Consider the following 21524-nt stretch of genomic DNA (forward strand, 5'->3'; position numbering starts at 1 on the left):
TTGTCCTTAAGTTTAGTTTAAAAATTAATATGTTTAATACTGATTTAATCGTTAAACACACAAAAAATTGGATTAGCTCATTTATTATTCCGCTACAACTTTGTCCTTTCGCAAAGTATGTAGTTGATAATAATATAATTCAATTTAAAGTCAGCCTTGCTCAAACGAAACAAGCAGCCTTAGCTGATTTACATGAGGAGCTAAAGATTTTAGAGGCTAATCAAACTATTGAAACGTCCTTAGTTATATTTCCCGTTTTATTTAAAGATTTTTTAGTTTATCTAGATTTTATTGATTTGGCTGAAAAAAAATTTATCTATAAGCAATACGCAGGAATTTATCAGCTGGCTACCTTTCATCCTGATTATTGTTTTGCTGATGCTATAGATCAAGATGTTACTAATTATACTAATCGCTCTCCCTACCCCATGATTCATATCTTACGTGAAGACAGTGTAGAAAAAGCAATTGCTTTTTATGGGGATACTGAAAAAATACCTCTTAACAATATGGCTCTTTTACGACATCTTGGTATCGAAAAAGTAAAAGCGCTACTTTCTAATTTAGAAGAGATAACACCAAAATAACTAGGATTTTGAAGCGCTTTTTTCGTTTAAGATTAGCCGGCAATGGCAGTTTCCGCAGATGTCTATTACTGCATTTTATTCGGTAAAAGATGAAGGTGTATCTTAAAGCTTAATGAAAGGTTAGATTTGAGTGCAGTTTGGTCTAAAATCCTGCTGAAAAAGCGCATTGTAGCCAAATAAAGCCGATCGGCGGTGAAGGAAATACTTTTTTATTTTATTCGTTGGTATAAAAGCGGTAGACAACAAAGTAAAACTAAACCTATTAAAGGCAGTAGAATTGGAAGAGAAAAGATAATAGTTAAATCAGGGTTTTTACCTTGAGAAAAGAAATAGCTCAACCCACTCCCTAACCATACGTAAATAGCTGAACTAGGAATAATTCCTATTCCTGTCGCAATAATAAATATTTGCAAAGGGACTTTTAACAAAGCCGCACTGATATTAACTAGAAAAAAAGGAAAAATAGGAATTAATCTTAATATTAAAAGATAAGTAAAAGCATTTTTTTGAAAGCCTTCGCGTATTACCTCTAGTTTATTAAAAAATAATTTGCCACCTGACCATCGTCCTGCTGTCGTCTGTAGAGTAATAAACAAAAAGGTAGCACCAAGTGTTGCACTAAAAACGACATAGATGGTTCCTGCAAAACCACCAAACAACAATCCGCCCAGTAAAGTAAAAATTAAACTCCCTGGAATTGAAATAGCTACTGCTAAAGTATAAGACGTAATAAATAGAAAAACGGCACTTAAATAATGTTTCTGTGTCCACCCAATTAAAAGAGCATGATGTGCTTTTAACGTAGAAAAATTTAGGTAATTATCTAGTGTTAAAGTTAAAAAAAGTATAAATATTATTAATACCATAAAAAAAAATAATCTAGATTTTAAAGTTAACTTTTTTAAATAGTTTAAGTTATTGTCCATAACCCCTCAATTTAATCTTTCTAGACCTAGATAACAAAATTGACTTACTATTAAACAAATAATTTAACAAAGAGGCTGTTATTTTAAGGCATTTCCCTGCTGCCAAACTTCATCTATACGTTGATCACGGCCACAACGGTAACGATAAAGTTTATAACTTAGAGGATTATCTAGATAATAATGTTGATGATAACTTTCAGCCGCATAAAATTGCGTTGAAGGAACCACTTCTGTATAAACATTAGAAAATTTATTTTTTAGTTGCTCCTTGCTAGCTAAAGCAATTTTCTTTTGTTCTTCATTTAAATAAAAAATAGCTGTGCGATATTGACGACCATAATCACAAAACTGAGCATCTTTTACAGTAGGATCAATATGATGCCAAAAATAGTTAATAATTTGACTATAAGTTATTTTTTGTGGGTCATAAATTATTCTCACTGCTTCAGCATAATTGGTTTTTCCAGTTGCTACATCTTCATACGTGGGATTAGGCGTTGTCCCTCCATCATAGCCAGAAATTACTTCAAGCACCCCATCTAATTTTGCAAAATCCGCTTCCATACTCCAAAAACAGCCACCAGCAAATATTGCCTCCGCTGTTTCAGCCAACGCAGGATTTAGGTTAGCAACTAAAAGTAAGAAGCAAAATACGCGCATTAATAAATTCCTAATTAGTTATTAGATCCCTTTCCAAACTATAGGACAAAATTAATGTTCTGGCTTTTTATTTCACCTTATTGTTTGATTTTTATAAATGATTTAAATTGGTTAAGAGCGAGGAGATAAATTATTTTAACTAAATGCTTTATAATAGTTAGTTTGCAGCCACAGAGTGTTTTATGAGCTTTATAAAATCAAAAAGCTATCGCAATATAGATGCGATAGCGAGTCTTATAGTATAACTATTTATTATTTTTATCGGCGCGTTTTACTTCTTGAACTGCAGAAAGCATAGCCTTTTCAAAAATTTCAAATGATTTTTGCATATAATCTAAAGTTTTGTGCCCGTTCTCAACAGCAAGACTAATGTGCTTTTCTAACAATTCTTCGGGCTTTTTAATCTTTGCCAATTCTTCAGGCTTTAGATAATTAAAATTTTGTAAGGTTTTAACATTCAACTCAGCTATAGCTTGCCAAGGTTCATGAGCTTTTCTGGCTAACTCAGTCCAACGTTCTAAATATACTTGATTCATAAGAAATCTCCTTATGTTGCACTGCACAATATTAGATTAGCTCTTGTAAGAAACAAAGTCAATCAAATTTATAATTTTTTTTGCACTGCAACATAAAGACGAATAAATTTAAACTCCTATAAATTAGCTAAGACTTACTGGATCATTGATTTTTATTTAGGCTTAAAGAGTGCTTGCCATTGATTAAACATCTCCCCAAATTGTTCCTGCCATAGGGCGGTGGCCTGCTGATAATCTTTTAAGTAAAGATTTTTCTGGATTGATGACTCAAATGAAGCAAATAATTCTTTTAAAATATTTTTATAGGCCTGATTCATCGGATGACGAGCCAATATAATTAACTGCCTTAACATATCTGCAGATAAAAATTGACTGGTCGTACTCTCCATTTCAACTAAAATCTGTAATAATGTTGCGCTTGTTATATCTTGATTACTACTACTATCCTCTACGCGAAAAATAATTCCTTTAATAACATAATTCTGTAGCTCTTCTACAGTAATATATTGGCTTATTTCGGTATCATAGAGACGACGATTTTTATATTTTTTAATTAGCCTCACTGCAATCCCTTAATTTAATAATAGAAGTTACAAGACAAAAAATTCTCTAGTTTGCCTCGTTAACTTATTGATTTGATTTTAAATAGTATTTTGTGTAAATACTTTTAATTTATAGGATAACACTTTAATTAAACAAATTTCATCATGTAAAATAAATAAGATTATCTCTGCATCTAATACATATGCAAACCACCATTAATACTTAAATTTGCACCGGTAATATAGCGACTTCGTTCATGAATTAAAAACTCAACTGCCCAAGCTACCTCTTCTGGCTCAGCAAGCCGCTTAGCAGGAATTAAATTAATAATTGACTCTAAAATATCGGGCCTAATCCCTTTCATTAAACGGGTATTAACATATCCTGGCGAGATACTATTAACGGTTACATTACATGGCATTAGTTCTTGCGCTAAACTTTTTGTAAAACCATAAATACCTGCTTTTGAAGCAGAATAATTAGCCTGCGAAAATTGTCCCTTTTGCGCATTTACTGAAGAGATATTTACAATACGGCCACTTTTCTGAATACGCATAGCTTCAACTACTTGCCGGGTTACATTAAACATTCCATCTAAATTAACGCGAAGTACTTCGTCCCATTGCTGTTTTGTCATTTTATGAAAAACTGCGTCTCGGGTAATACCAGCATTATTAACCAATACATCAATTCGACCAAATTTTGTAATGAGCTCTTTAATAACTTTTTCGCATTCAGCAAAATTAGTTACGTCCATATGGCGAAAATGCAAATGCGTATAGCCTTGTTTATTTAACTCCTCTTGCCAAAGCTCTCCTTTATTATCAGCAACTACATCAAGGGCAAAGATATGCCCATAAGAAGGCGCTAACTGTTTTGCAATGGCGGTACCAATATCACCCGTTCCGCCAGTAATTAATACAACTTCTCCATTTTGCATTTTATTTAACCTTATTTCATAAACTTAACTAATCTTTATTAGATTCCTTCGGAAATTGCTATTGATAGCTAATCTCAAACAAAAAAACGCTGCAAAATGCTTATTTACTCCAAGTAAACAACACTTTTTCAGCGCCGTTCTCGCTTAACCTAGTTTTGGCACTAATAGTTTTCAAAGAAGTCTTCTTTCTATTTTACATATATTGGCCGCCATTTATATCTAAATTTGCGCCAGTAATAAAACTAGACTCAGGAGCAGCAAAGAAAGCAACTGCTTCAGCAATCTCACTTGGTTTACCTAAACGACCAACAGGTATATTGCTTATAATGCTTTTTAACACCTCTTCTTTCATACTTGTAAGCATATTGGTTTCAATATAGCCTGGAGAAATAGTATTAACGGTAATACCTTTACTTGCCACTTCCTGAGCTAGACTTTTACTAAAACCAAAAAGCGCTGCCTTAGTAGCAGCATAGTTACACTGCCCAAATTGTCCTTTACGACCATTAATTGAAGAAATGCTTATAACACGGCCATAATTTTGCTCAATCATATGTGGAATAATATTACGTGTCATATTAAACACACTTGTTAAATTAGCATCTATTACTTGCTGCCACTGTTCTGGCGACATTTTTTTAAGGCTGCAATCAACTGTAATGCCTGCATTATTAACTAAGATATCAATATGTCCATAACGCTCGGTCACAAGCGCAGTTACCTTTTCACAATCTGAAAATTTACAAATATCAGCATAAACAATATCAATATTAAAGCCAGCTTCTTGCTGCGCTTTTTGCCACTGTTTAGCCTCTTCATGTCGTCCATCTTTAAAATAGCAAGCAATCACTTGATAATCTTTTGCTAACCTTTGACAAATTGCTGAGCCAATGCCACCTGTTCCACCAGTAACGACAGCTATTTTTCTGTCCATATGACCAGACCTCTGACAAGTTAATAGATGTTTATAAAGTAACTTAATAATGATAGAAGCTACTTTATGCCCAATACATCATAAATAATCCTATAGCGAGATACAGTTAAATAAAATTTAAAGCAAAATAAGGGCCAAGCCTAATTAATAATATTAGCGCTTTTTATTTATTATGCTCATGAAAGAGAGAAGAAATTAAAATATTTTTTATTTTCTATCTAAACTAGAAAGAAGTGAGACTGTTTAAAAGGAGTTCGTATGAAAAGATTATTGAAAAGTAATTTTGTCACGGCCGCTTTTATTTCGCTTGGTTTGCAATTTCCAATAATCGCTTTTGCTCAAGATTATTATAGCTCTAATTTCGTTAATCAAAGCAACCAAGGCACCACCAAATACACCCTTGTTAAGACCAGATCATGGCCTGAAACTGGTTGTATCGTAGATAGTGGTCCAAATATCATTCTGCCTGGCGATGGTACTAAATTAGTCATTGCCAATAAAAAAGAATGTTCAGAAGCAGGAATTGGTTATTCATTGTATAAAACAGCTGATTTAAACAGAGAACACCTATTAGGGTATGTTTCTCACCGTTTCCGGGATGGCAAATTTAGTCTTCAAGTTTCAATATTTTGTGAAGGTAATCAGTGTATTTTCAGAGACTTAAATCCAGAACAAAATAGAAAATAATAATCTTAGGGTATGATATTAACGAAGGTAATATAGGTTGGCATAATCTAGGGTAATTATGCCAACGAAAGGAAGGATTAAATATTAATTTGCTTTGGTACAAATTTTTTAATTTGTTGAGCAAATTGATGGAGAACTTCTAAACCAGACTCTTCTGCTTGCTTACACCAATGCTGTAGGGCTTCTACTAATTCCTTTTGTGAACTAGCAGTTTTTAGCCAAATATTTTGCAACGATTGTCGATAAGCATAAACGACCTGCAAACGTTCACGTTGTGCTAAAAGATTATGCAATTTAGCTTTAGCTCGGGGTGATAAGAGGCTATCTTGTAAACGCAATAATCGACCAGCTCGTTGAAATAATTTTCTCTTTGCCTTGTCATCTTTAACTAAACGTTTTTCCATCTTTAACGTAGGTCGTACAACACGCTTATAATAAAATGACATGATTTGGAAACGGTTACTAATAACAGCTTTAACAGTATCTAAATCGACATGCAGCTTACCTTTATCAGTTGCTAATTTAGGTGGTAATTTTTTAACTTTGGCTAAGCCTAAAAAAGCCAGGATACGAATATACATCCAGCCTAAATCAAATTCCCACCATTTTACTGAAAATTTAGCTGATGACGCAAAAGTATGGTGATTATTATGCAACTCTTCACCGCCTATCCAAAAACCCCAAGGGATAATGTTAGTTGCCGCATCATGACATTCAAAATTACGATAGCCCCAATGATGTCCGATACCATTAACCACACCAGCAGCATGCACAGGAATCCATAACATCTGCACAGCCCAAATTGTAATCCCCGGAATACCAAAAAGAATTAAATCTAAAATAAACATCAGCAAAATCCCTTTAGCCGAAAAGCGACTATAGAGATTACGCTCTATCCAATCATTAGGAGTTCCATGTGAATATTTAGCAATCATATCTTTATCTTTTGCTGCTTTCCGATAAAGCTCCGCTCCTTCCCAAAATACTTTTTTGATTCCTAAGACTTTAGGGCTATGTGGGTCACCTTCCATATCAGTTGTCGCATGGTGTTTACGATGAATCGCTACCCACTCTGCCGTAATCATGCCAGTAGTTAACCAAAGCCAAAAACGAAAAAAATGGCTAACAATAGGGTGTAAGGTCAGAGCTCTATGGGTCTGATAGCGGTGAAGATATAGAGTAACACCCGCAATTGTAATTTGGGTTAATATTATTGATGCAATAACATAACCCCAAAAAGAAAGATTTAATATTCCAAACATCATACACTGCTCCTCGCAAAAATTTGATGCAACATGGTTCCAGTATTATGCTGTTAGATACAAATGGAAGCAACTACTGCTAAACTTTATAAAGATAATTTTTTTACAATAAGTATTAAATTAAGGTAGTCTTATTATTAATTATAATATCATGATACCATAAAGCGACTTATTTTAGGATAATTCATGAGTAATAAAGTAAATTACATTTTGCAAACGCTAATTCCCTTTCTAATTATTGGTATAGCTATTGCCATGCTAATAGGACTACTTATCCTATTTTCCTATATATTGGTTTGGGGAATTTTTGTTGGCGCTATTCTTTGGCTTGCCGCTATAATTAAAAACTTTCTTTTCCCTAAAAAAGTAACCTCCAATTCTGATGGAAGAATTATAGAACATGATGATAAAAAATAATGCCTGAATTACCTGAAGTTGAAACAACTCGCTTAGCAATTAGCCCTTACTTAGTTAATCAAATTATTAAAAAAGTTGAAATTAGAAAATCACAACTACGTTTACCTGTGCCATCTGAATTACGTAATAGTTGCCCAGGTCAAAAAATACAGGCTATTTCACGACGAGCTAAGTACATAATTTTATCACTTTCAAAAGGTTATATATTAATTCATTTAGGGATGTCCGGTCACCTACGGTTAGCAGATGCCACTATTAGTCCTGAAAAACACGATCATATTGAACTTTTTCTCGAAAATGGGTTAATCGTACGCTATTATGACCCGCGTCGTTTTGGCCTTTGGCTTTATCTAACGGAAGATCCTCTACAACATCGGCTATTAAATCATTTAGGTCCTGAACCTTTAACAAATGATTTTAATGCTATGTATTTATACAAACGCGCTCGTGGTAAAAAGCAAAGCATAAAGTCATTATTAATGAATAATGAGATTGTTGTCGGTATTGGTAATATTTATGCAACTGAGAGCCTTTTTTTAGCCGGCATTCACCCATCTCAACCGGCAGGCACGTTAAATATAGAGCAATTAAATGCACTAGTTACCTCCAGCAAAGAGATATTACAACAAGCCATTGACTGTGGAGGCACCACGTTACGCGACTTCTTTTCTTTAGGTAAACCAGGCTATTTTGTCAATCAGTTAAAAATGTATGGTCGTAAAGGAAAATCATGTTTGCAATGTAGTAATAAAATATTAGTATTAACCATTGCCGGGCGAGCTTCCACTTTTTGCCCTAATTGCCAGCCATTAAAGCCATAAAACTTGCAAGGCATAAAATTACAGTAGATAGATTACCTAGATAATTTCGCTATAGAGTAACTAATATTTCAATGCCACCTAAATATTATGTGAAATGCGTAGCATTTATACGAAATCTAGTTAAAATTGAGCTAGTTTGAATAGTTAATTTAGATAACATTATTATTAATTAGAGCGTTATGAGAATAAGTAAACTGCGTACCCAGTGGATAGCCCTACTTTCTGCATTTTATACTGCAAAAATTTGCGGCCATGCTGTTATTAGACGAATACGTGGCACCATTAATCGCCCTTGGGTGGACGCTACTATTAATAAGTGGTCAACAAAATTACTTAATTTAATTGGTGTCCAATATACAGTTATCAATCCTTATAATGTAGCTCCCAAAGCAGGTCAAGCAACAATTATTATGTGTAACCATAGTAGCCTCTATGATATCCCTCTAAGTTTTAAAGCATTTCCTAATCATTCTATTCGCATGCTAGCTAAAAAAGAGCTTTCTAAGGTTCCTATTATGGGTAAAGGCATGACGGCCGCAGAATTTCCTTTTATTGATCGTAAAAATAGACATCAAGCAATTAGAGATTTAGCTTTTACACGCCAGTTAATGGAAAGTGGCATTGTAATGTGGATTGCCCCAGAAGGTACTCGCTCTAAAACTGGTAAGCTAGCATCTTTTAAAAAAGGCGCCTTTATTACAGCTATTGAAGCAAAAGCAACTATTATTCCTATTGGAATTCGTGGCGCTTACAATATCTTACCGGCAAAAACAATGCGTTTTAATTTAAATCAAAAAGCTGAAATACATATTGGTAAGCCTATTGATGCAGCCAAATATACTTTAGAAAATAAAGATGAATTAATAACTAAAGTACACCAAGCCATTAAAGAGCTAGTAGAGGGTTAATATTTAAGGCCATAACCACCATGGTTTGTACTAACCGCTACTGCTAAGCCTATTCCGCGAGGATCAGAAGAAGCCGTAAGGAGATTGATTTTCTTGTCCCAACTTATTGCTTGCATATCGCCATAATATTGCTTTAAAGCCATTAAACGATAACCCATAGCTTTTAGCTGTGTTTGTACATCTGGTGAAAAAGTTTCAGGCTCAAATTGTAACCAATCAGGTAAATATTGATGATGAAAACGCATTCTAGAAACCATGCTAATAGCGCCTTGATAATCAAAAAATTGTAGCGTACTAAGTAAAAGCATTGTCGGAATACGACTACCACCAGGTGTTCCTAAAATCGCTGCACGCTCAGGCATTTCTAAGAAAGTTGGGGTCATGTTAGACATAGGTCGCTTTCCTGGCGCAATACTATTAATTTCGTGGCCTACTAGTCCATATTGATTTTTTACACCATCTTTTGCTGAAAAATCGTCCATTTCATCATTTAACAGAACGCCTGTACCAGGAGCAACAACACTTGAACCAAAAATATAATTTATAGTCAATGTGGCTGAGATCCGGTTTCCCTCTTTATCAATAATGCTGATATGAGTAGTATTGTTGTGGATATTAGGATTATCGAGTTTTGCCTGCAGTTGTGAACTAGGTAAAGCTTTATCGTTAGGAATTAGAGCACGTAACTGTTTTGCATTGTCTAAAGACAATAACTTCTCTAAATCAAATTTTACAAAATCAGGATCAGCAATCGTTTGTCGACTCTGCCAATAAGCAAGCCTCATCGTTTCCACTAAATAATGGATTAATTGCGCTTTATTAAGTGATTGTAAGGATAAGCCTTCAAGTATATTTAACATAGTTAACAATATAACACCGCCTGCCGAAGGCGGTGGAGCTGTAATAATGAGCATATTATGATAAGCACCTTGTAATGGCTCTCTTATCTTAATCTGATAATTTGCTAAATCATCTAAGGTCCATATACCACCAGCAGCACGTATACCTGCAACCAGCTTTTCAGCCACTACACCTCGGTAAAAGCCATCATGGCCTTTCTTTGCTAATAATTTTAATGTTTTTGCCAGATCAGGCTGTTTTAAAATTTCACCAATTTTATAAGGTTGATTATTATGTAAAAATATAGCTGCTGTTGCAGGGTAGCGTAGCATAACCTGCATACGATCGCTCATTTGAGAAAAATGATTTAATTGAGCATCTACGGCAAAGCCTTGTTCTGCAAGTTTTATAGCAGGTGCTAAGGATTGTTCAAAAGGCAGACGGCCATAATGTTGGGCGATATAAGCAAGGGCTGCAGGTTCACCTGGAATTGCGGCAGCTAGTCCTCCATTAAGCGATAAGCCAGGTATAACTTGACCATTTTTATCTAAAAACATGTTCTTATGTGCTGCTAAAGGCGCTACTTCTCGGCTATCTAGCATAATATTTTTTTTAGCCTTAGCATCATAAAATAGCCAAAAGCCACCGCCGCCTAATCCCGAATGGTAAGGTTCAACTACAGCCAACGTGGCGCTTACAGCGATGGCAGCATCAAAAGCATTACCTCCGGCAGCAAGGATTTCAAGTCCAGCATTCGTAGCCATTGGATGCGCGCTTGCAACAGCATAACCAGGTGGCGTCTCAGCTATTAAATCAGTTGCTAACGCTAAATGATTAATACTAATCCCTGTAGTAAAAGCTAACCAAAAGTAAATTTTATTCATGCTCTTTATTTAATTTTTCCCTTAATGCCTCTATAACTCCAAGTGGTACAAATTGTGATACATCGCCTTTTAATCTAGCTATTTCTCTAACTAAGGTTGACGAAATAAACATTAAATCTTCTGAAGGCGTTAAAAATATGGTTTCAATATCGGCACATAACTTGCGATTCATGCCAGCGAGTTGGAATTCATATTCAAAGTCATTCACAGCTCTTAATCCACGTAAAATAATATTTCCTTGCTGTTGTTTAACAAAATCGATTAATAAAGTATCAAAGCCAACAACTTTTACTCCCGGTATTGGTTCTAATGCTTGTTTTGTTAATTCAATGCGTGTTTCTACAGGAAAAAAAGGATTTTTAGTTTCATTACTTGCAACACCAACTATAATTTCAGGAAAGATTTGGGCAGCTCTTTTTATAATATCAATATGGCCATTAGTAATAGGATCAAACGTTCCGGGATAAATAGCGCGCTGTTTCATGAAATAAACATTTATTATAAATAAAATTAGTCTAACGTATTGTTTTGTAAAAAACTATTATCCTTGAATTTAAAATAGTTAATACCTACAAACTGTTTTTTAAGAAAGCTAATAAATAGCATTTTATTCATTCTGAAGTAAGCTTAACATTTATAAAGTTAATTTATTATGATGCAGATTTTTAAAAGCTGAGAATATGATTAATTAAACAATAATTAAGTAAAATAAATTAAAGTTTTGCAGTAAAGTAGCTAACTTGTATAGAGCCTTAATTCAGTAAAATTTAGACTACTTCTTTTTCTGAAGTGCAAAATAAAAAAAAATTATTCTATTAATAAGCTAATATTAAAATAGTCCTTCTTAACGATATTAGCCCACTTTCAATAATGAATGGATCTAAAAATAAAGGAATAACTATGAAAGTACTTAAATATCTTAGTCTTTTTACCCTATCACTATTAACAGCTTGCGTTTCTAATAGTCCACCTATGGACTTAGGACCATTACCACCACAATATAACTCTCCTATTGAGGAGGGCAAACAACCTGTTAGAAACTATAAACGATCTACTAAAAACGAAGTAAATATTCCAACTAAAGATACTAAGTTGGCGCAAAATAAAATTAATATGGATGATAAAAATTTAGTCACCGGAAACGGAAAACTAATTGAAACTAACCCTAAAGCCGGTAAGACCCAACTAACGGGTAAACAAATTATTACCGGAGCAAAAACAGCACCCTCTTCATGGAATTTATCTGGCGCTTTAGCTGTACGTAGTCAGAATAAAGCGTCTACTGCTTCAATTAACTGGTATCAACGCGGTGCAGGTAGCTATCAAATTCGTCTTTTTGGACCACTAGGTAGCGGTACTATTATGATTGCTAAACGTGGTGGCGTAATAACGCTACAAGATGGCGCAAAAGTAGCTCGCTCCTCTAATGCTGAACAGTTACTGTTACAACAAACAGGTATCCGCTTACCTGTAAGTAGCCTATATTACTGGGTACGTGGCTTACCAGCACCTGGCGGAGTGCAATCAGCACAACGTGATTCAGGAAACCGTTTACTATTATTACGTCAAGGTGGCTATACTATTCAATATTTGGGATATCGTAGTGTAGGTAAAACAGTATTACCTACACATATACGGCTACAAGGTAATGGTGTTTTTATAAAGCTAGTTATCAACCACTGGAGTGTGTAGTTTAAAAACACAAATGCTTTAGCTAGAGCCCATAGAGTTGATTATGGCTCTAGCTATAAATCACTACTTCTTTCCTGCACTTTCGTCTTAAATGCTCCCTAAATAATACTATATCGTGAATTATAAATGATCATATAATAAGAAAACCTTACAAATAATGGCTGCAATATGGACTACTTAAATATTTTCAGAGCTTAACGTTGACAATAACTTATTTTCTCTGCAAAATACCCACCGTATTGCAGCGTTTGATGTAATATATTCAAGGAAGAGAAGGAATCTACAGCTTTTGGGGTGTAGCCAAGCGGTAAGGCACAGGGTTTTGATCCCTGCATACCTAGGTTCGAATCCTAGCACCCCAGCCATTCTTATTGAAGGCCTAAATAATGTCTAAGTTTAGGTTTAAGCTTAATATGGATGCTATTTTATAGTTTCTATTAATCTCATTTTAATACTAATGAATGAGATAGCTTTATTTCAACTAAGAATAAATACAATTGAAGGCGCAACATGTCGGTTCAAGTAAACAGACGGCAGAAGATATCTGGAAAGGATGCGTTACTCAATCGCTCAAATAATAATTATATCTTTTTGGCTGTCTTCTGCTATGTGTTTAAGTGACTGATTAACTGAATCGAAGGCTTCACACATGTCTACAATGATGATCTTTACTGGCAATGCTAATCCGGATCTTGCTTTTAAAATAGCAAACCATTTACAAATTCCTCTTGGCCAAGCCTCGGTTGGAAAATTTAGTGATGGCGAAACTATGGTTGAAATATTAGAAAATGTACGTGGCAAAGATGTATTTGTCGTACAATCAACCTGTGCCCCCGCTAATGACAACTTAATGGAATTATTAACTATGTCTGATGCGTTAAGACGCTCGTCAGCTGGGCGGATAACAGCTGTTATTCCTTATTTTGGCTATGCTAGACAAGATAGGCGAGTACGTTCAGCTCGTGTCCCCATCACCGCAAAAGTTGTGGCTGATATGATGGCTTCTGTTGGCATTTGTAGAGTTTTGACCGTAGATTTACATGCCGATCAAATTCAAGGCTTTTTTTATATGCCTGTCGATAATGTTTATTCTACTCCCATTTTACTTGAAGATATTAAGAAACAAAATTTATCTCAGTTAATGGTTGTATCGCCTGACGTGGGTGGTGTTGTACGAGCTCGTGCGATGGCTAAACGTTTAAACGATGTTGAGCTTTCTATCATCGACAAACGACGTACAGGCCCTAACAAATCTGAAGTTATGCATATTATTGGTGAGCCAGCCGGTAGGAACTGTATTATTATTGATGATATCGTTGATACTGCAGGTACTTTATGCTCTGCAGCGCATCAGCTTAAACGTAATGGTGCAATCAGTGTTCGTGCTTACATTACTCATCCTGTTCTTTCAGGACCTGCTTTAAATAATATTATTCACTCTGAATTAGATGAAGTTGTTGTTACCGATACAATTCCTTTATCAGAGCAAGCCAAACAATGTCGAAAAATTCGTGTAGTTAGTTTAGCCGAGATGCTTGCACAAGCTATTAAACGTGTAAATGTTGAAGAATCTGTTAGCTCAATGTTTGCTGAGTAATTCATGTAAGTTAATATGGTTTAAAAGTTTAATTACCAGTTTTAATAACTGGTAAATTAAACTAGAGCCTTGATAATTGTTTGCAATAGACAAATTTAAGTTAAATTCCAACCGTAAAATCAATTGGCAGCAAACTCTAATTACCTATTATAAAATTCTCTAATAGTAAGAAATTGCTCCTCGCCGAAAGGTTTTATTTGATTCTCTTTGAAAGAAAATTAGGCTTCAAAATACTCGTGTAGCAAGCTACACTGCTCTTTTTTAGTATAATTCTCACCCTAACAGCACTCAAATTCAAACCTCTCACCGAGGCTCAAGATACCTCCTGATTTATTACTTCTTCATGATCTATAATCAAGCTTAAACTGCTTAGACACATCTTTTCTATGTCGCTAGTCTGAGTTAACAACCAGTCATCTTTATCAAAATAAATTGTAAAGCAGCCTAGATATTACATAGAAAAAAATTTGCCCCAATCCACTATTAATGCTACTTACATTACAAAATAACGTTTGTTTATATCGAAACAGGCAAAGTACCCTGAAAACTTTTATTCTTTACCAGTGAAGTTATAAATTAGAGTGGGGCGAGGAGCGAAGTTGCTTAACAACCCCTCCTGCAATGCGGACTAAAGAAAAGATTAATCACGAGTACCAACATATTTATCATCAAAATAGCGTCGTAATTTTGTTCTTAAAGTACCGCGACTTATGCCAAGCATGACAGCAGCACGAGACTGATTATATTTACAATGTTCCATAACAGCACGAAATAATGGGGTCTCAATCTCTTCTAAAACAAACTGATAAAGATCAACAGGATCAGTCCCCTTCAGCTCGGCGAAATACTTCTGCACAGACTGAGTTACACTAGCTGCTAATGATGATGCAGTATTATCTCCGACTTCATTACTGATTGTTGTCATTCTTATTAACTCCTCCTTAAAATGCAGCATCTTATCGAATTGGGCAAATCCTGACAAGTAAAAGACTTATATTTGTTTAAAATCAATTAACTTAAACTTATAACATCTTCTAAGCTTTAGACTGCTTTGCAAATTTACTTGACTTAAGCCACGAATATCTTGCACAGTTCGTTGTCTCATTCATTTGCATCTTCTAAAGCTTAGGTTGCAAGACTAAACTAATCAGATTACCCCATTACAATAAAGCTGTTATTATTAATTTAAAATTTAAGCATTGCAGAATTAAATGGTTTACCATTTACCTGTAGCTGTCCCTGCTTTAAAGCTACTTCTATAACATAATAATTTCCATCTACAGTCAACACACCAGACTGAACTAATGAAGTTAACTGTTGATTAGTCATATTAACTGCTTGTTGTGATATATCAGCTGGTAGTCCTGCCTGTACAGTGGCAGCTAGTTGCTGGGTTGTTTGGTTACTAGTTGACTGTTGAGTTTGCTCATTAGCGCTTGTAGCGTTATTAGGTTGTATTGTAGTTGTTGAGTTCATATTATTAGTAGTTGTTGTAGTCGAGTTTACATTCTGCTGCTGCATTGCAGTTGTATGTTGAGCTACTAACTTTTGTCTATTTGCTTCAACTAAACCACGTCTAATAATTTCTGCTGGAACTCTTAAACGACCTTTACCTTGTACCGTTTGCATTAATTCTAGTGGATTATTATGCTCTCCTTGAGGTAAAGAAACCTGTAAATTTCCTTCTATTGTACCTTCAGGCATAACAAAATTTAACTTAGAAATTTCAAACTCTGCACCTTTGCTTAATAACTTTGGAATTTCAGGTAATATTGCAAACATTGCTTGTTGTTTTTCTAAATCAGTAGCACTTTGCTGAATATGCTGTGCTTGCTGCTTTATGCGCCCAAGCGCGTCGGCATCAAGATTACGAATAGCCACTTCTAAGTTGCCTGGACCAAATTGCTTCCCATTGGCAATAATTTTATTAATTGAAGATTTAAAATTTGAACTGAGCAACCCATTTTTGATATCACTATTACTATCCATATCAAAATCGCTTAGTTCAAATATGCGTTGTCCTTTATTATCTACTACAAAAGAAGGCAACTTGACATTAAAAGTTCCTACATAAAGACCAGCTTCAGTATTATGTAAATTGTACTCACTAGATACCTTGCTTAAAACAGCTATATTATCAGCTTTCTTAAATTGTATGCCTTTAATAGTGAAATCACCATTTATTTTATCTGCTTTTGAGGTAACATTAACCTTACCCTTCATCCCCATCCAATCAAACTCACTTTGGTCTTGTTGAGCAATTAATTTAAAATTAGGAATAGCCATTTCAATTTGACTATTATTTAAGTAAGTTACAAATAGACTTAAATTTAATTTAGGCTGAGTAGAACCATTCGTAAAGTAGCTATTAAACTGCTGTTGGTATTGATCTGGTAATGGTATATCCGTACTACCATAACCCATACCAAATCTCACTGTCTTATTAGCAAAAATTATAGGCCCGTGATAAATTTTTAAAGGCATTTTTACAGTAAGGGTTTGCGCCGGAATTGTTTGCATCTGGCCATTAGCATCTTTCATTTGCCGCTCAGGGATATTAATTTGCCAATGGAGCAAAGCAGCAGAAGTAAACCAGCCACGGTGATATTTCTCCACCTGAGCGTTTATTCCATTAGTTCTATTAACGGTTGCAAGATTACTCTTTATCGTTCTTTCCGTGATAGCGCCCATAGCATAATAGCCGCCAAGGACTAGTATCGCTAGAACAACCACTAATACCACCAGTTTTCTCATTCTTATCTCCGGGTTGAATTCTTACTTTAGCAGTTTACCTAGACGAGTGTAGCAAGAAAACTCATGCCAGTTAAAGTAGGTATTTATAACTAATAAAATTTTTTATAATTTTCTAACTTAATTTAATTAAAGAAAGAACATTTTTACGTTAAAAGCTTATTACAATTTAGACAAGCTATTAAATTGAGTTAAAAATTAAAATGGGATTATAGGATAATGATTGTAGTTAAAATAAACTACTCAATAATAGCTTTAATTAGCTAACTAAGTAAAGGTACAACTTAAACATACTGCAAGCAATAGTTAAACACAAAAAACTATTTAACTTTTATTTATTAATAGCAAATTAATAGTCAGCAATAATTTCATACAGCGCTAAGATCACTTAAAAAAATTCTTAGCTTAAAAGCTATTCTAAGCTTGTATTAAGCCTTCTTCAATACCTATTATATCAATTTTTTGTTGATCATCTTGCATAACTGCTGATTGTGCTGGGATTCCTTGCCAACTTGTATAAGTTGGCAAATGTTCGCCCTTCATTAACAATGAAAAACTACCCAATGTTGAGCCTTCTTCCATAACAGTATTATATAAAACGATAGAAGCTACACCTACGTTACAGCCTTGCTGAATATTAACCGTAGACATTTTAAAAACACGATCTTCATATAAATGGGTTTGAATTATAGTTTCAGAATTAATGCAAGCTTCATCACCAATACTAATTAAATCAAACTCAGTAAAATCAGCTGTATTTAGAAAAATTTTCTTACCTATTTTGGCGCCAAAACTTCTTAAGAGAGCTGAAACGAATGGCGTACCTAGGACTACATTAGTAAAATTTGGACAAATAAAATAACTGTATGTATATTCAATAATATCATTCTTCCAGATGAATATATTCCAGATAGGTTTAGCAGCAGCCTGTACTCTCCCTAGTAAAATCCATTTTAAACATACTATAGTTGCCACTAAAGCGCATATTACAATTAACTCTACTTCGGGAAGAAGCATGAAAATAGTACTTAAAGAAAAGTAAGAAGATAAAATATTTAATATATAAAGCATATTAAATAGGCCAATTAGAGTAAACGTTGTTGGCATAATTATGCGAATAAATTCTATAGCTAAACGAGTATAATATAAGCGCCAAGATGGCCTAAATTTTTCTTTATTTGAATAACCCCTAAAAATTTCACGCTTAGGTAGAAATACAGCAGGTGAACCAAGCCATGCTGTATGGCTGTCTGCAGCTTTGTTATCGGGCGGAGTTATTGACATACAACCCAATAGCCCTCCTTCTCCAACTTGTCCTCCCGAAGGCAATAATCCCATATTACCAATAAAACCACGTTTACCAACTTGAACAGGTGCGAATTTAATATTTCCTAAATAAACATTAGGCCAAGCTAACGCAGCTGCACTAGCAATAAATCCTTCATCCTGGATAGTTACCAATTCTGGAATAATATGAGGTGTTTCACCCATTTCTACATTTTTACCTAATCTAGCTCCTAAAAATCGCATGAAATAAGGAAAATATAAGGTATCTGCCATAACATATATTTCATCAAGATCCATCATTTTACTGATAATCCATTGACGCAAATAATAGAAACTCTTTATTGGATAAACGCCTGGCTTTATTCTATTCATTAATAATCGTTTACTAATAGCAATACCTAAATAATACAAACCTAAAAAAGTAACAGCCCCAATAGGTGCTGCTAAAGAAACAGTTAGAAGGTAATGGCTATTTTCATGAAAATAGGTAATAAAGGTAAGTGCGGGAAAATAAGATAAATAATAAATTATCATTGTAAATACTAAACCAAGGTAGTGTAGTAAGCCAAAGCTAAAGCTCTTCCACGAAGAGGATTTATCTATAATAGCTTCATTTATAATATGGTCTTTTGAAGGAACAGCAGAAATAGCAGGTGAACCTGAAAAAAACTGTCCTGCTGGAATATTAGTGTGCGCTGGTAACATAGACATATCATCTAATTTAGCATTTTCAAATAGTCTTGTATCAGGCCCTATGACACTTCTTGCACCAACAAAGCATTTCTCGCCAATCGTAATACTACCTATCTTTAACCAGCCATCTTCAACAATATAGCCTAAAAGACGTGCATCAAAACCAATTGAACTATAATCACCAATAGTCAGTAAATCATGGGTCCCAATATTTACGGAGCCTATATAGCAATTTTTACCAATTTTAGCGCCTAGTAAACGATAATAAACAGTTATTAATGGCGAACCTATTAAATGTTTTGGTGAAAAAATATTTTTTTGTAAACGCTCTACCAACCACCAGCGAAAATAAAACCACCCCCACAGTTTATAGACTCCAGGCTTCACACGGCCAAGTAAAAGCCATTTTGCGCCGATTGTAATACTTAGAGAAAGAAGCGGCATAGCTAGAAACAATAATATAAATATGGCTAACGCTTCTAAGGACAGACTTAGGCCATGATTTGCTAACCACGTATAACTTAATAAAACGGCTAGAAGCTGCCATGATCCAATTGCATATTGCAATAAGCAACCAAAAAATTGCCCCATAACACAAAGATAATAATTAAAATTAGATACTTTATTTTTTTGCGCTTGATAACTACGATGAGGTTGCTTCGCCTCTGTCTTAATATGTTTAAAATTCTCAGCTAACTGTTTTATTGTTGAAAACTTATATAAATCTAGGATTGATATATTCTTTAACCCGTTGAGTTTACGTAAATTAGAAATAACTTTAGCTGCTAGCAGAGAATGCCCCCCTAAATCATAGAAAAAATCAGCATTTATTGAGATATTATCCTTCCCAAACTCTTTTGCCCAAACTTGAGCAATGTTTACTTCCAATTCAGTAGTAGGGGCTTCATAATTAATTTCTTCACTAACGGCTGTATGATTAGGCTTAGGTAATTTTTTTCGATCAACTTTACCACTTGGTAGTAAGGGTAAACTTTCAACGACTTCAAGTAGCGCTGGAATCATATAATTGGGCAAACGCTTTAACAAAAATTCTTTAAATGATTTTAAATTAACTTGCGCATTTTTCTTAAAGAGTAAATAAGCAACCAGTTTAGGTTCATCAAAATCATGTAAAGCGACTACCGCTTGACTGATAGCTTCATACTCCATAATGACTGTTTCAATTTCATTTAACTCTATTCTAAAACCGCGTAATTTTACTTGATCATCAATACGGCCTAAAAAATAGATATTGCCATCTACACCAATCATCGCCAAATCACCAGTTCGATATAGGCGCTGTTCTTTTTTATTGGGATTTTGCACAAATTTTTGCGCAGTAATCTCAGGTTTATTCACATATCCTTTGGCAAGCCCAAGGCCTGCTATGCATAATTCACCTTGTTGACCTTGTGGTAAAGGTTGTAGATTTTCATCTAAGATAAGTACTTCATAGCCTGGTAATGGCTTCCCTATAGTAATTGGATTTGCCGGATCACATTCAGCATACGTAGCAATAACTGTTGCCTCAGTTGGGCCATAAGTATTCATAATCGTCAAACCAGGCCGGCTCCAGCGTTTTATTAAATTAGTAGTACATGCTTCTCCGCCTAAAATTAATAAACGTAATTTAGGTAAGTCACCTTCTAACACCGATAATAAAGTGGGCACTGTCGAAAATACTGTAACCTCATAGGTATTAAGAAAGTCAATTAAGCCAACTCCTGAACGAATATCTTTGTTAGTACAGGCTACAAGAGCTGCGCCATTGGCAAATGCCATCCATAATTCTTCCAAAGAAGCATCAAATGCTAAAGAAAAGCCCTGATAGACTCTATCTTCTGAAGACATTTTATAAATCTGGCTAGCTACTTTTACGTAATGGCAAATTGAAGAATGAGTAATTTCTACGCCTTTGGGTTTGCCCGTAGAGCCTGAGGTATAAATAAAATAGCAAGAAGCCTGCTCATCAATGTCAGCTTGCTCCTCTGGACGAGTGTTTGCTTGAATAGCAATATTTTCACATTCTTGATCAAGCGCTATATAATTAGGAAATTGAATATCTGCACGAGCAAGCTGCGCAGATGAGGTAATTACAAGATAAAAAGGCATATCGCCTAAGATATAATTAATACGCTCACTAGGATATTCTACATCAATAGGTACATAGGCTGCCCCCGTTTTTAAAATAGCTAATATAGTTATATAGCTATTGGCTGAGCGCTCAAGTAATATTCCAATAGTATGATTAGGCTTAGTACCCTTAGCAATTAAGAAATTAGCTAATTTATTTACTTGATTTTCTAATTCTTGATAAGAAAGAAATTTATTGTCGCAAATAAGCGCTGTATTATGTGGATAATTGTCAACAGTATTTTCAAAAATTTGCCTTAGAGTAGATTGCTTGCTTGGCAAGTTCATATGGGTTTCTCCTACTAATCCTTTATCCAGCTAAAAATTACTATTTCTAACTTATAAATCCTGTTATATAGCCCTTTAAGAATATATTTTAGTTAGTTATTTATTAACCAAACTAGGGCGGCATACACGAAGGTTAAT

Annotated in this window: 19 protein-coding genes and 1 tRNA gene; 8 read left to right on the plus strand and 12 right to left on the minus strand. The window is 34.5% G+C overall.

Translation table 11 applies throughout. The features are described from left to right. The first annotated feature begins 29 nt into the window (after positions 1–29). The gene (locus ACNVED_RS13540) at positions 30–587 is read left to right on the plus strand and encodes a DUF1415 domain-containing protein (RefSeq protein ID WP_419419515.1); all 558 of its coding nucleotides are present in this window, start codon (positions 30–32) and stop codon (positions 585–587) included. Between the two features lie 209 nt (positions 588–796). Here ACNVED_RS13540 and ACNVED_RS13545 read toward each other — a convergent pair whose 3' ends face one another. From ACNVED_RS13545 to phbB (ACNVED_RS13570), 6 genes are all read right to left on the minus strand, one after another. Further along, positions 797–1513 carry a TVP38/TMEM64 family protein gene (locus tag ACNVED_RS13545; protein WP_419419516.1) on the minus strand — a complete coding sequence of 239 codons (717 nt, stop codon included), beginning with the start codon at positions 1511–1513 and terminating at the stop codon, positions 797–799. 78 nt (positions 1514–1591) lie between these two features. Next, positions 1592–2173, minus strand: coding sequence for a peptide-methionine (S)-S-oxide reductase MsrA (gene msrA, locus ACNVED_RS13550; RefSeq protein ID WP_419419517.1), 582 nt, complete (start codon positions 2171–2173; stop codon positions 1592–1594). 245 nt (positions 2174–2418) lie between these two features. Further along, positions 2419–2709, minus strand: a complete 291-nt coding sequence (locus tag ACNVED_RS13555; protein ID WP_419419518.1) for a phasin family protein — start codon at positions 2707–2709, stop codon at positions 2419–2421. Between the two features lie 152 nt (positions 2710–2861). Continuing rightward, positions 2862–3278 (minus strand): polyhydroxyalkanoate synthesis regulator DNA-binding domain-containing protein, encoded by a 417-nt coding sequence (locus tag ACNVED_RS13560; protein ID WP_419421204.1) that lies wholly within the window; start codon positions 3276–3278, stop codon positions 2862–2864. Between the two features lie 167 nt (positions 3279–3445). Further along, positions 3446–4192 (minus strand): acetoacetyl-CoA reductase, encoded by a 747-nt coding sequence (gene phbB / locus ACNVED_RS13565; RefSeq protein ID WP_419419519.1) that lies wholly within the window; start codon positions 4190–4192, stop codon positions 3446–3448. A gap of 193 nt (positions 4193–4385) precedes the next feature. Beyond that, entirely contained in the window at positions 4386–5126 is a 741-nt protein-coding gene (gene phbB / locus ACNVED_RS13570) for an acetoacetyl-CoA reductase (RefSeq protein WP_419419520.1), read from the minus strand. Between the two features lie 258 nt (positions 5127–5384). On the opposite strand from phbB (ACNVED_RS13570), the gene ACNVED_RS13575 reads away from it, so the two are divergent. Beyond that, positions 5385–5813 (plus strand): hypothetical protein, encoded by a 429-nt coding sequence (locus tag ACNVED_RS13575; protein ID WP_419419521.1) that lies wholly within the window; start codon positions 5385–5387, stop codon positions 5811–5813. A 77-nt stretch (positions 5814–5890) separates the two neighbouring features. On the opposite strand, the gene ACNVED_RS13580 is transcribed toward ACNVED_RS13575, so the two are convergent. Then, positions 5891–7078, minus strand: a complete 1188-nt coding sequence (locus ACNVED_RS13580; protein ID WP_419419522.1) for a fatty acid desaturase — start codon at positions 7076–7078, stop codon at positions 5891–5893. A 183-nt stretch (positions 7079–7261) separates the two neighbouring features. Between ACNVED_RS13580 and ACNVED_RS13585 the strand changes: the two genes are divergently transcribed. From ACNVED_RS13585 to ACNVED_RS13595, 3 genes are all read left to right on the plus strand, one after another. After that, positions 7262–7492 carry a hypothetical protein gene (locus ACNVED_RS13585; RefSeq protein WP_419419523.1) on the plus strand — a complete coding sequence of 77 codons (231 nt, stop codon included), beginning with the start codon at positions 7262–7264 and terminating at the stop codon, positions 7490–7492. Next, positions 7492–8313 (plus strand): bifunctional DNA-formamidopyrimidine glycosylase/DNA-(apurinic or apyrimidinic site) lyase, encoded by an 822-nt coding sequence (mutM, locus tag ACNVED_RS13590; RefSeq protein ID WP_419419524.1) that lies wholly within the window; start codon positions 7492–7494, stop codon positions 8311–8313. Before ACNVED_RS13585 ends, mutM begins: the two co-directional genes overlap by 1 nt. A gap of 179 nt (positions 8314–8492) precedes the next feature. After that, positions 8493–9221, plus strand: coding sequence for a lysophospholipid acyltransferase family protein (locus tag ACNVED_RS13595; protein ID WP_419419525.1), 729 nt, complete (start codon positions 8493–8495; stop codon positions 9219–9221). Here ACNVED_RS13595 and ggt read toward each other — a convergent pair. Next, a complete protein-coding gene (gene ggt, locus ACNVED_RS13600; RefSeq protein WP_419419526.1) occupies positions 9218–10945 on the minus strand; it encodes a gamma-glutamyltransferase in 1728 nt (575 codons plus the stop codon). The genes ACNVED_RS13595 and ggt overlap by 4 nt on opposite strands. Then, complete coding sequence (gene coaD, locus ACNVED_RS13605) at positions 10938–11429, minus strand: pantetheine-phosphate adenylyltransferase (protein WP_419419527.1); 492 nt, start codon at positions 11427–11429, stop codon at positions 10938–10940. Before coaD ends, ggt begins: the two co-directional genes overlap by 8 nt. Positions 11430–11845: 416 nt before the next feature. Between coaD and lolB the strand changes: the two genes are divergently transcribed. From lolB to ACNVED_RS13620, 3 genes are all read left to right on the plus strand, one after another. Next, a complete protein-coding gene (lolB, locus tag ACNVED_RS13610; protein ID WP_419419528.1) occupies positions 11846–12637 on the plus strand; it encodes a lipoprotein insertase outer membrane protein LolB in 792 nt (263 codons plus the stop codon). A gap of 290 nt (positions 12638–12927) precedes the next feature. Further along, positions 12928–13002 (plus strand) — tRNA-Gln (locus tag ACNVED_RS13615). A gap of 284 nt (positions 13003–13286) precedes the next feature. Further along, positions 13287–14234 carry a ribose-phosphate pyrophosphokinase gene (locus tag ACNVED_RS13620; protein WP_419419529.1) on the plus strand — a complete coding sequence of 316 codons (948 nt, stop codon included), beginning with the start codon at positions 13287–13289 and terminating at the stop codon, positions 14232–14234. A gap of 640 nt (positions 14235–14874) precedes the next feature. On the opposite strand, the gene ACNVED_RS13625 is transcribed toward ACNVED_RS13620, so the two are convergent. The 3 genes from ACNVED_RS13625 to ACNVED_RS13635 form a co-directional block, all read right to left on the minus strand. Then, the gene (locus ACNVED_RS13625; RefSeq protein ID WP_115303752.1) at positions 14875–15159 is read right to left on the minus strand and encodes a helix-turn-helix domain-containing protein; all 285 of its coding nucleotides are present in this window, start codon (positions 15157–15159) and stop codon (positions 14875–14877) included. A 260-nt stretch (positions 15160–15419) separates the two neighbouring features. After that, on the minus strand, positions 15420–16988 hold the full coding sequence (locus tag ACNVED_RS13630; protein ID WP_419419530.1) for a YdgA family protein: 1569 nt from the start codon (positions 16986–16988) through the stop codon (positions 15420–15422). Between the two features lie 414 nt (positions 16989–17402). Then, the gene (locus ACNVED_RS13635) at positions 17403–21386 is read right to left on the minus strand and encodes a Pls/PosA family non-ribosomal peptide synthetase (RefSeq protein ID WP_419419531.1); all 3984 of its coding nucleotides are present in this window, start codon (positions 21384–21386) and stop codon (positions 17403–17405) included. Positions 21387–21524 lie beyond the last annotated feature (138 nt).

The organism is Legionella sp. D16C41 (assembly GCF_048541585.1).
Lineage (GTDB): Bacteria > Pseudomonadota > Gammaproteobacteria > Legionellales > Legionellaceae > Legionella_C.

Bases quoted from the DNA above. Each gene is read 5' to 3' on its own strand.
- ACNVED_RS13585 (WP_419419523.1), top strand. From the start codon at position 7,262: ATGAGTAATAAAGTAAATTACATTTTGCAAACGCTAATTCCCTTTCTA.
- ACNVED_RS13625 (WP_115303752.1), bottom strand. From the start codon at position 15,159: ATGACAACAATCAGTAATGAAGTCGGAGATAATACTGCATCATCATTA.
- phbB (WP_419419519.1), bottom strand. From the start codon at position 4,192: ATGCAAAATGGAGAAGTTGTATTAATTACTGGCGGAACGGGTGATATT.
- phbB (WP_419419520.1), bottom strand. From the start codon at position 5,126: ATGGACAGAAAAATAGCTGTCGTTACTGGTGGAACAGGTGGCATTGGC.
- ACNVED_RS13635 (WP_419419531.1), bottom strand. From the start codon at position 21,386: ATGAACTTGCCAAGCAAGCAATCTACTCTAAGGCAAATTTTTGAAAAT.
- lolB (WP_419419528.1), top strand. From the start codon at position 11,846: ATGAAAGTACTTAAATATCTTAGTCTTTTTACCCTATCACTATTAACA.
- ACNVED_RS13580 (WP_419419522.1), bottom strand. From the start codon at position 7,078: ATGATGTTTGGAATATTAAATCTTTCTTTTTGGGGTTATGTTATTGCA.
- msrA (WP_419419517.1), bottom strand. From the start codon at position 2,173: ATGCGCGTATTTTGCTTCTTACTTTTAGTTGCTAACCTAAATCCTGCG.
- ACNVED_RS13555 (WP_419419518.1), bottom strand. From the start codon at position 2,709: ATGAATCAAGTATATTTAGAACGTTGGACTGAGTTAGCCAGAAAAGCT.
- mutM (WP_419419524.1), top strand. From the start codon at position 7,492: ATGCCTGAATTACCTGAAGTTGAAACAACTCGCTTAGCAATTAGCCCT.
- ACNVED_RS13575 (WP_419419521.1), top strand. From the start codon at position 5,385: ATGAAAAGATTATTGAAAAGTAATTTTGTCACGGCCGCTTTTATTTCG.
- ACNVED_RS13540 (WP_419419515.1), top strand. From the start codon at position 30: ATGTTTAATACTGATTTAATCGTTAAACACACAAAAAATTGGATTAGC.
- ggt (WP_419419526.1), bottom strand. From the start codon at position 10,945: ATGAATAAAATTTACTTTTGGTTAGCTTTTACTACAGGGATTAGTATT.
- coaD (WP_419419527.1), bottom strand. From the start codon at position 11,429: ATGAAACAGCGCGCTATTTATCCCGGAACGTTTGATCCTATTACTAAT.
- ACNVED_RS13545 (WP_419419516.1), bottom strand. From the start codon at position 1,513: ATGGACAATAACTTAAACTATTTAAAAAAGTTAACTTTAAAATCTAGA.
- ACNVED_RS13620 (WP_419419529.1), top strand. From the start codon at position 13,287: ATGTCTACAATGATGATCTTTACTGGCAATGCTAATCCGGATCTTGCT.
- ACNVED_RS13630 (WP_419419530.1), bottom strand. From the start codon at position 16,988: ATGAGAAAACTGGTGGTATTAGTGGTTGTTCTAGCGATACTAGTCCTT.
- ACNVED_RS13595 (WP_419419525.1), top strand. From the start codon at position 8,493: ATGAGAATAAGTAAACTGCGTACCCAGTGGATAGCCCTACTTTCTGCA.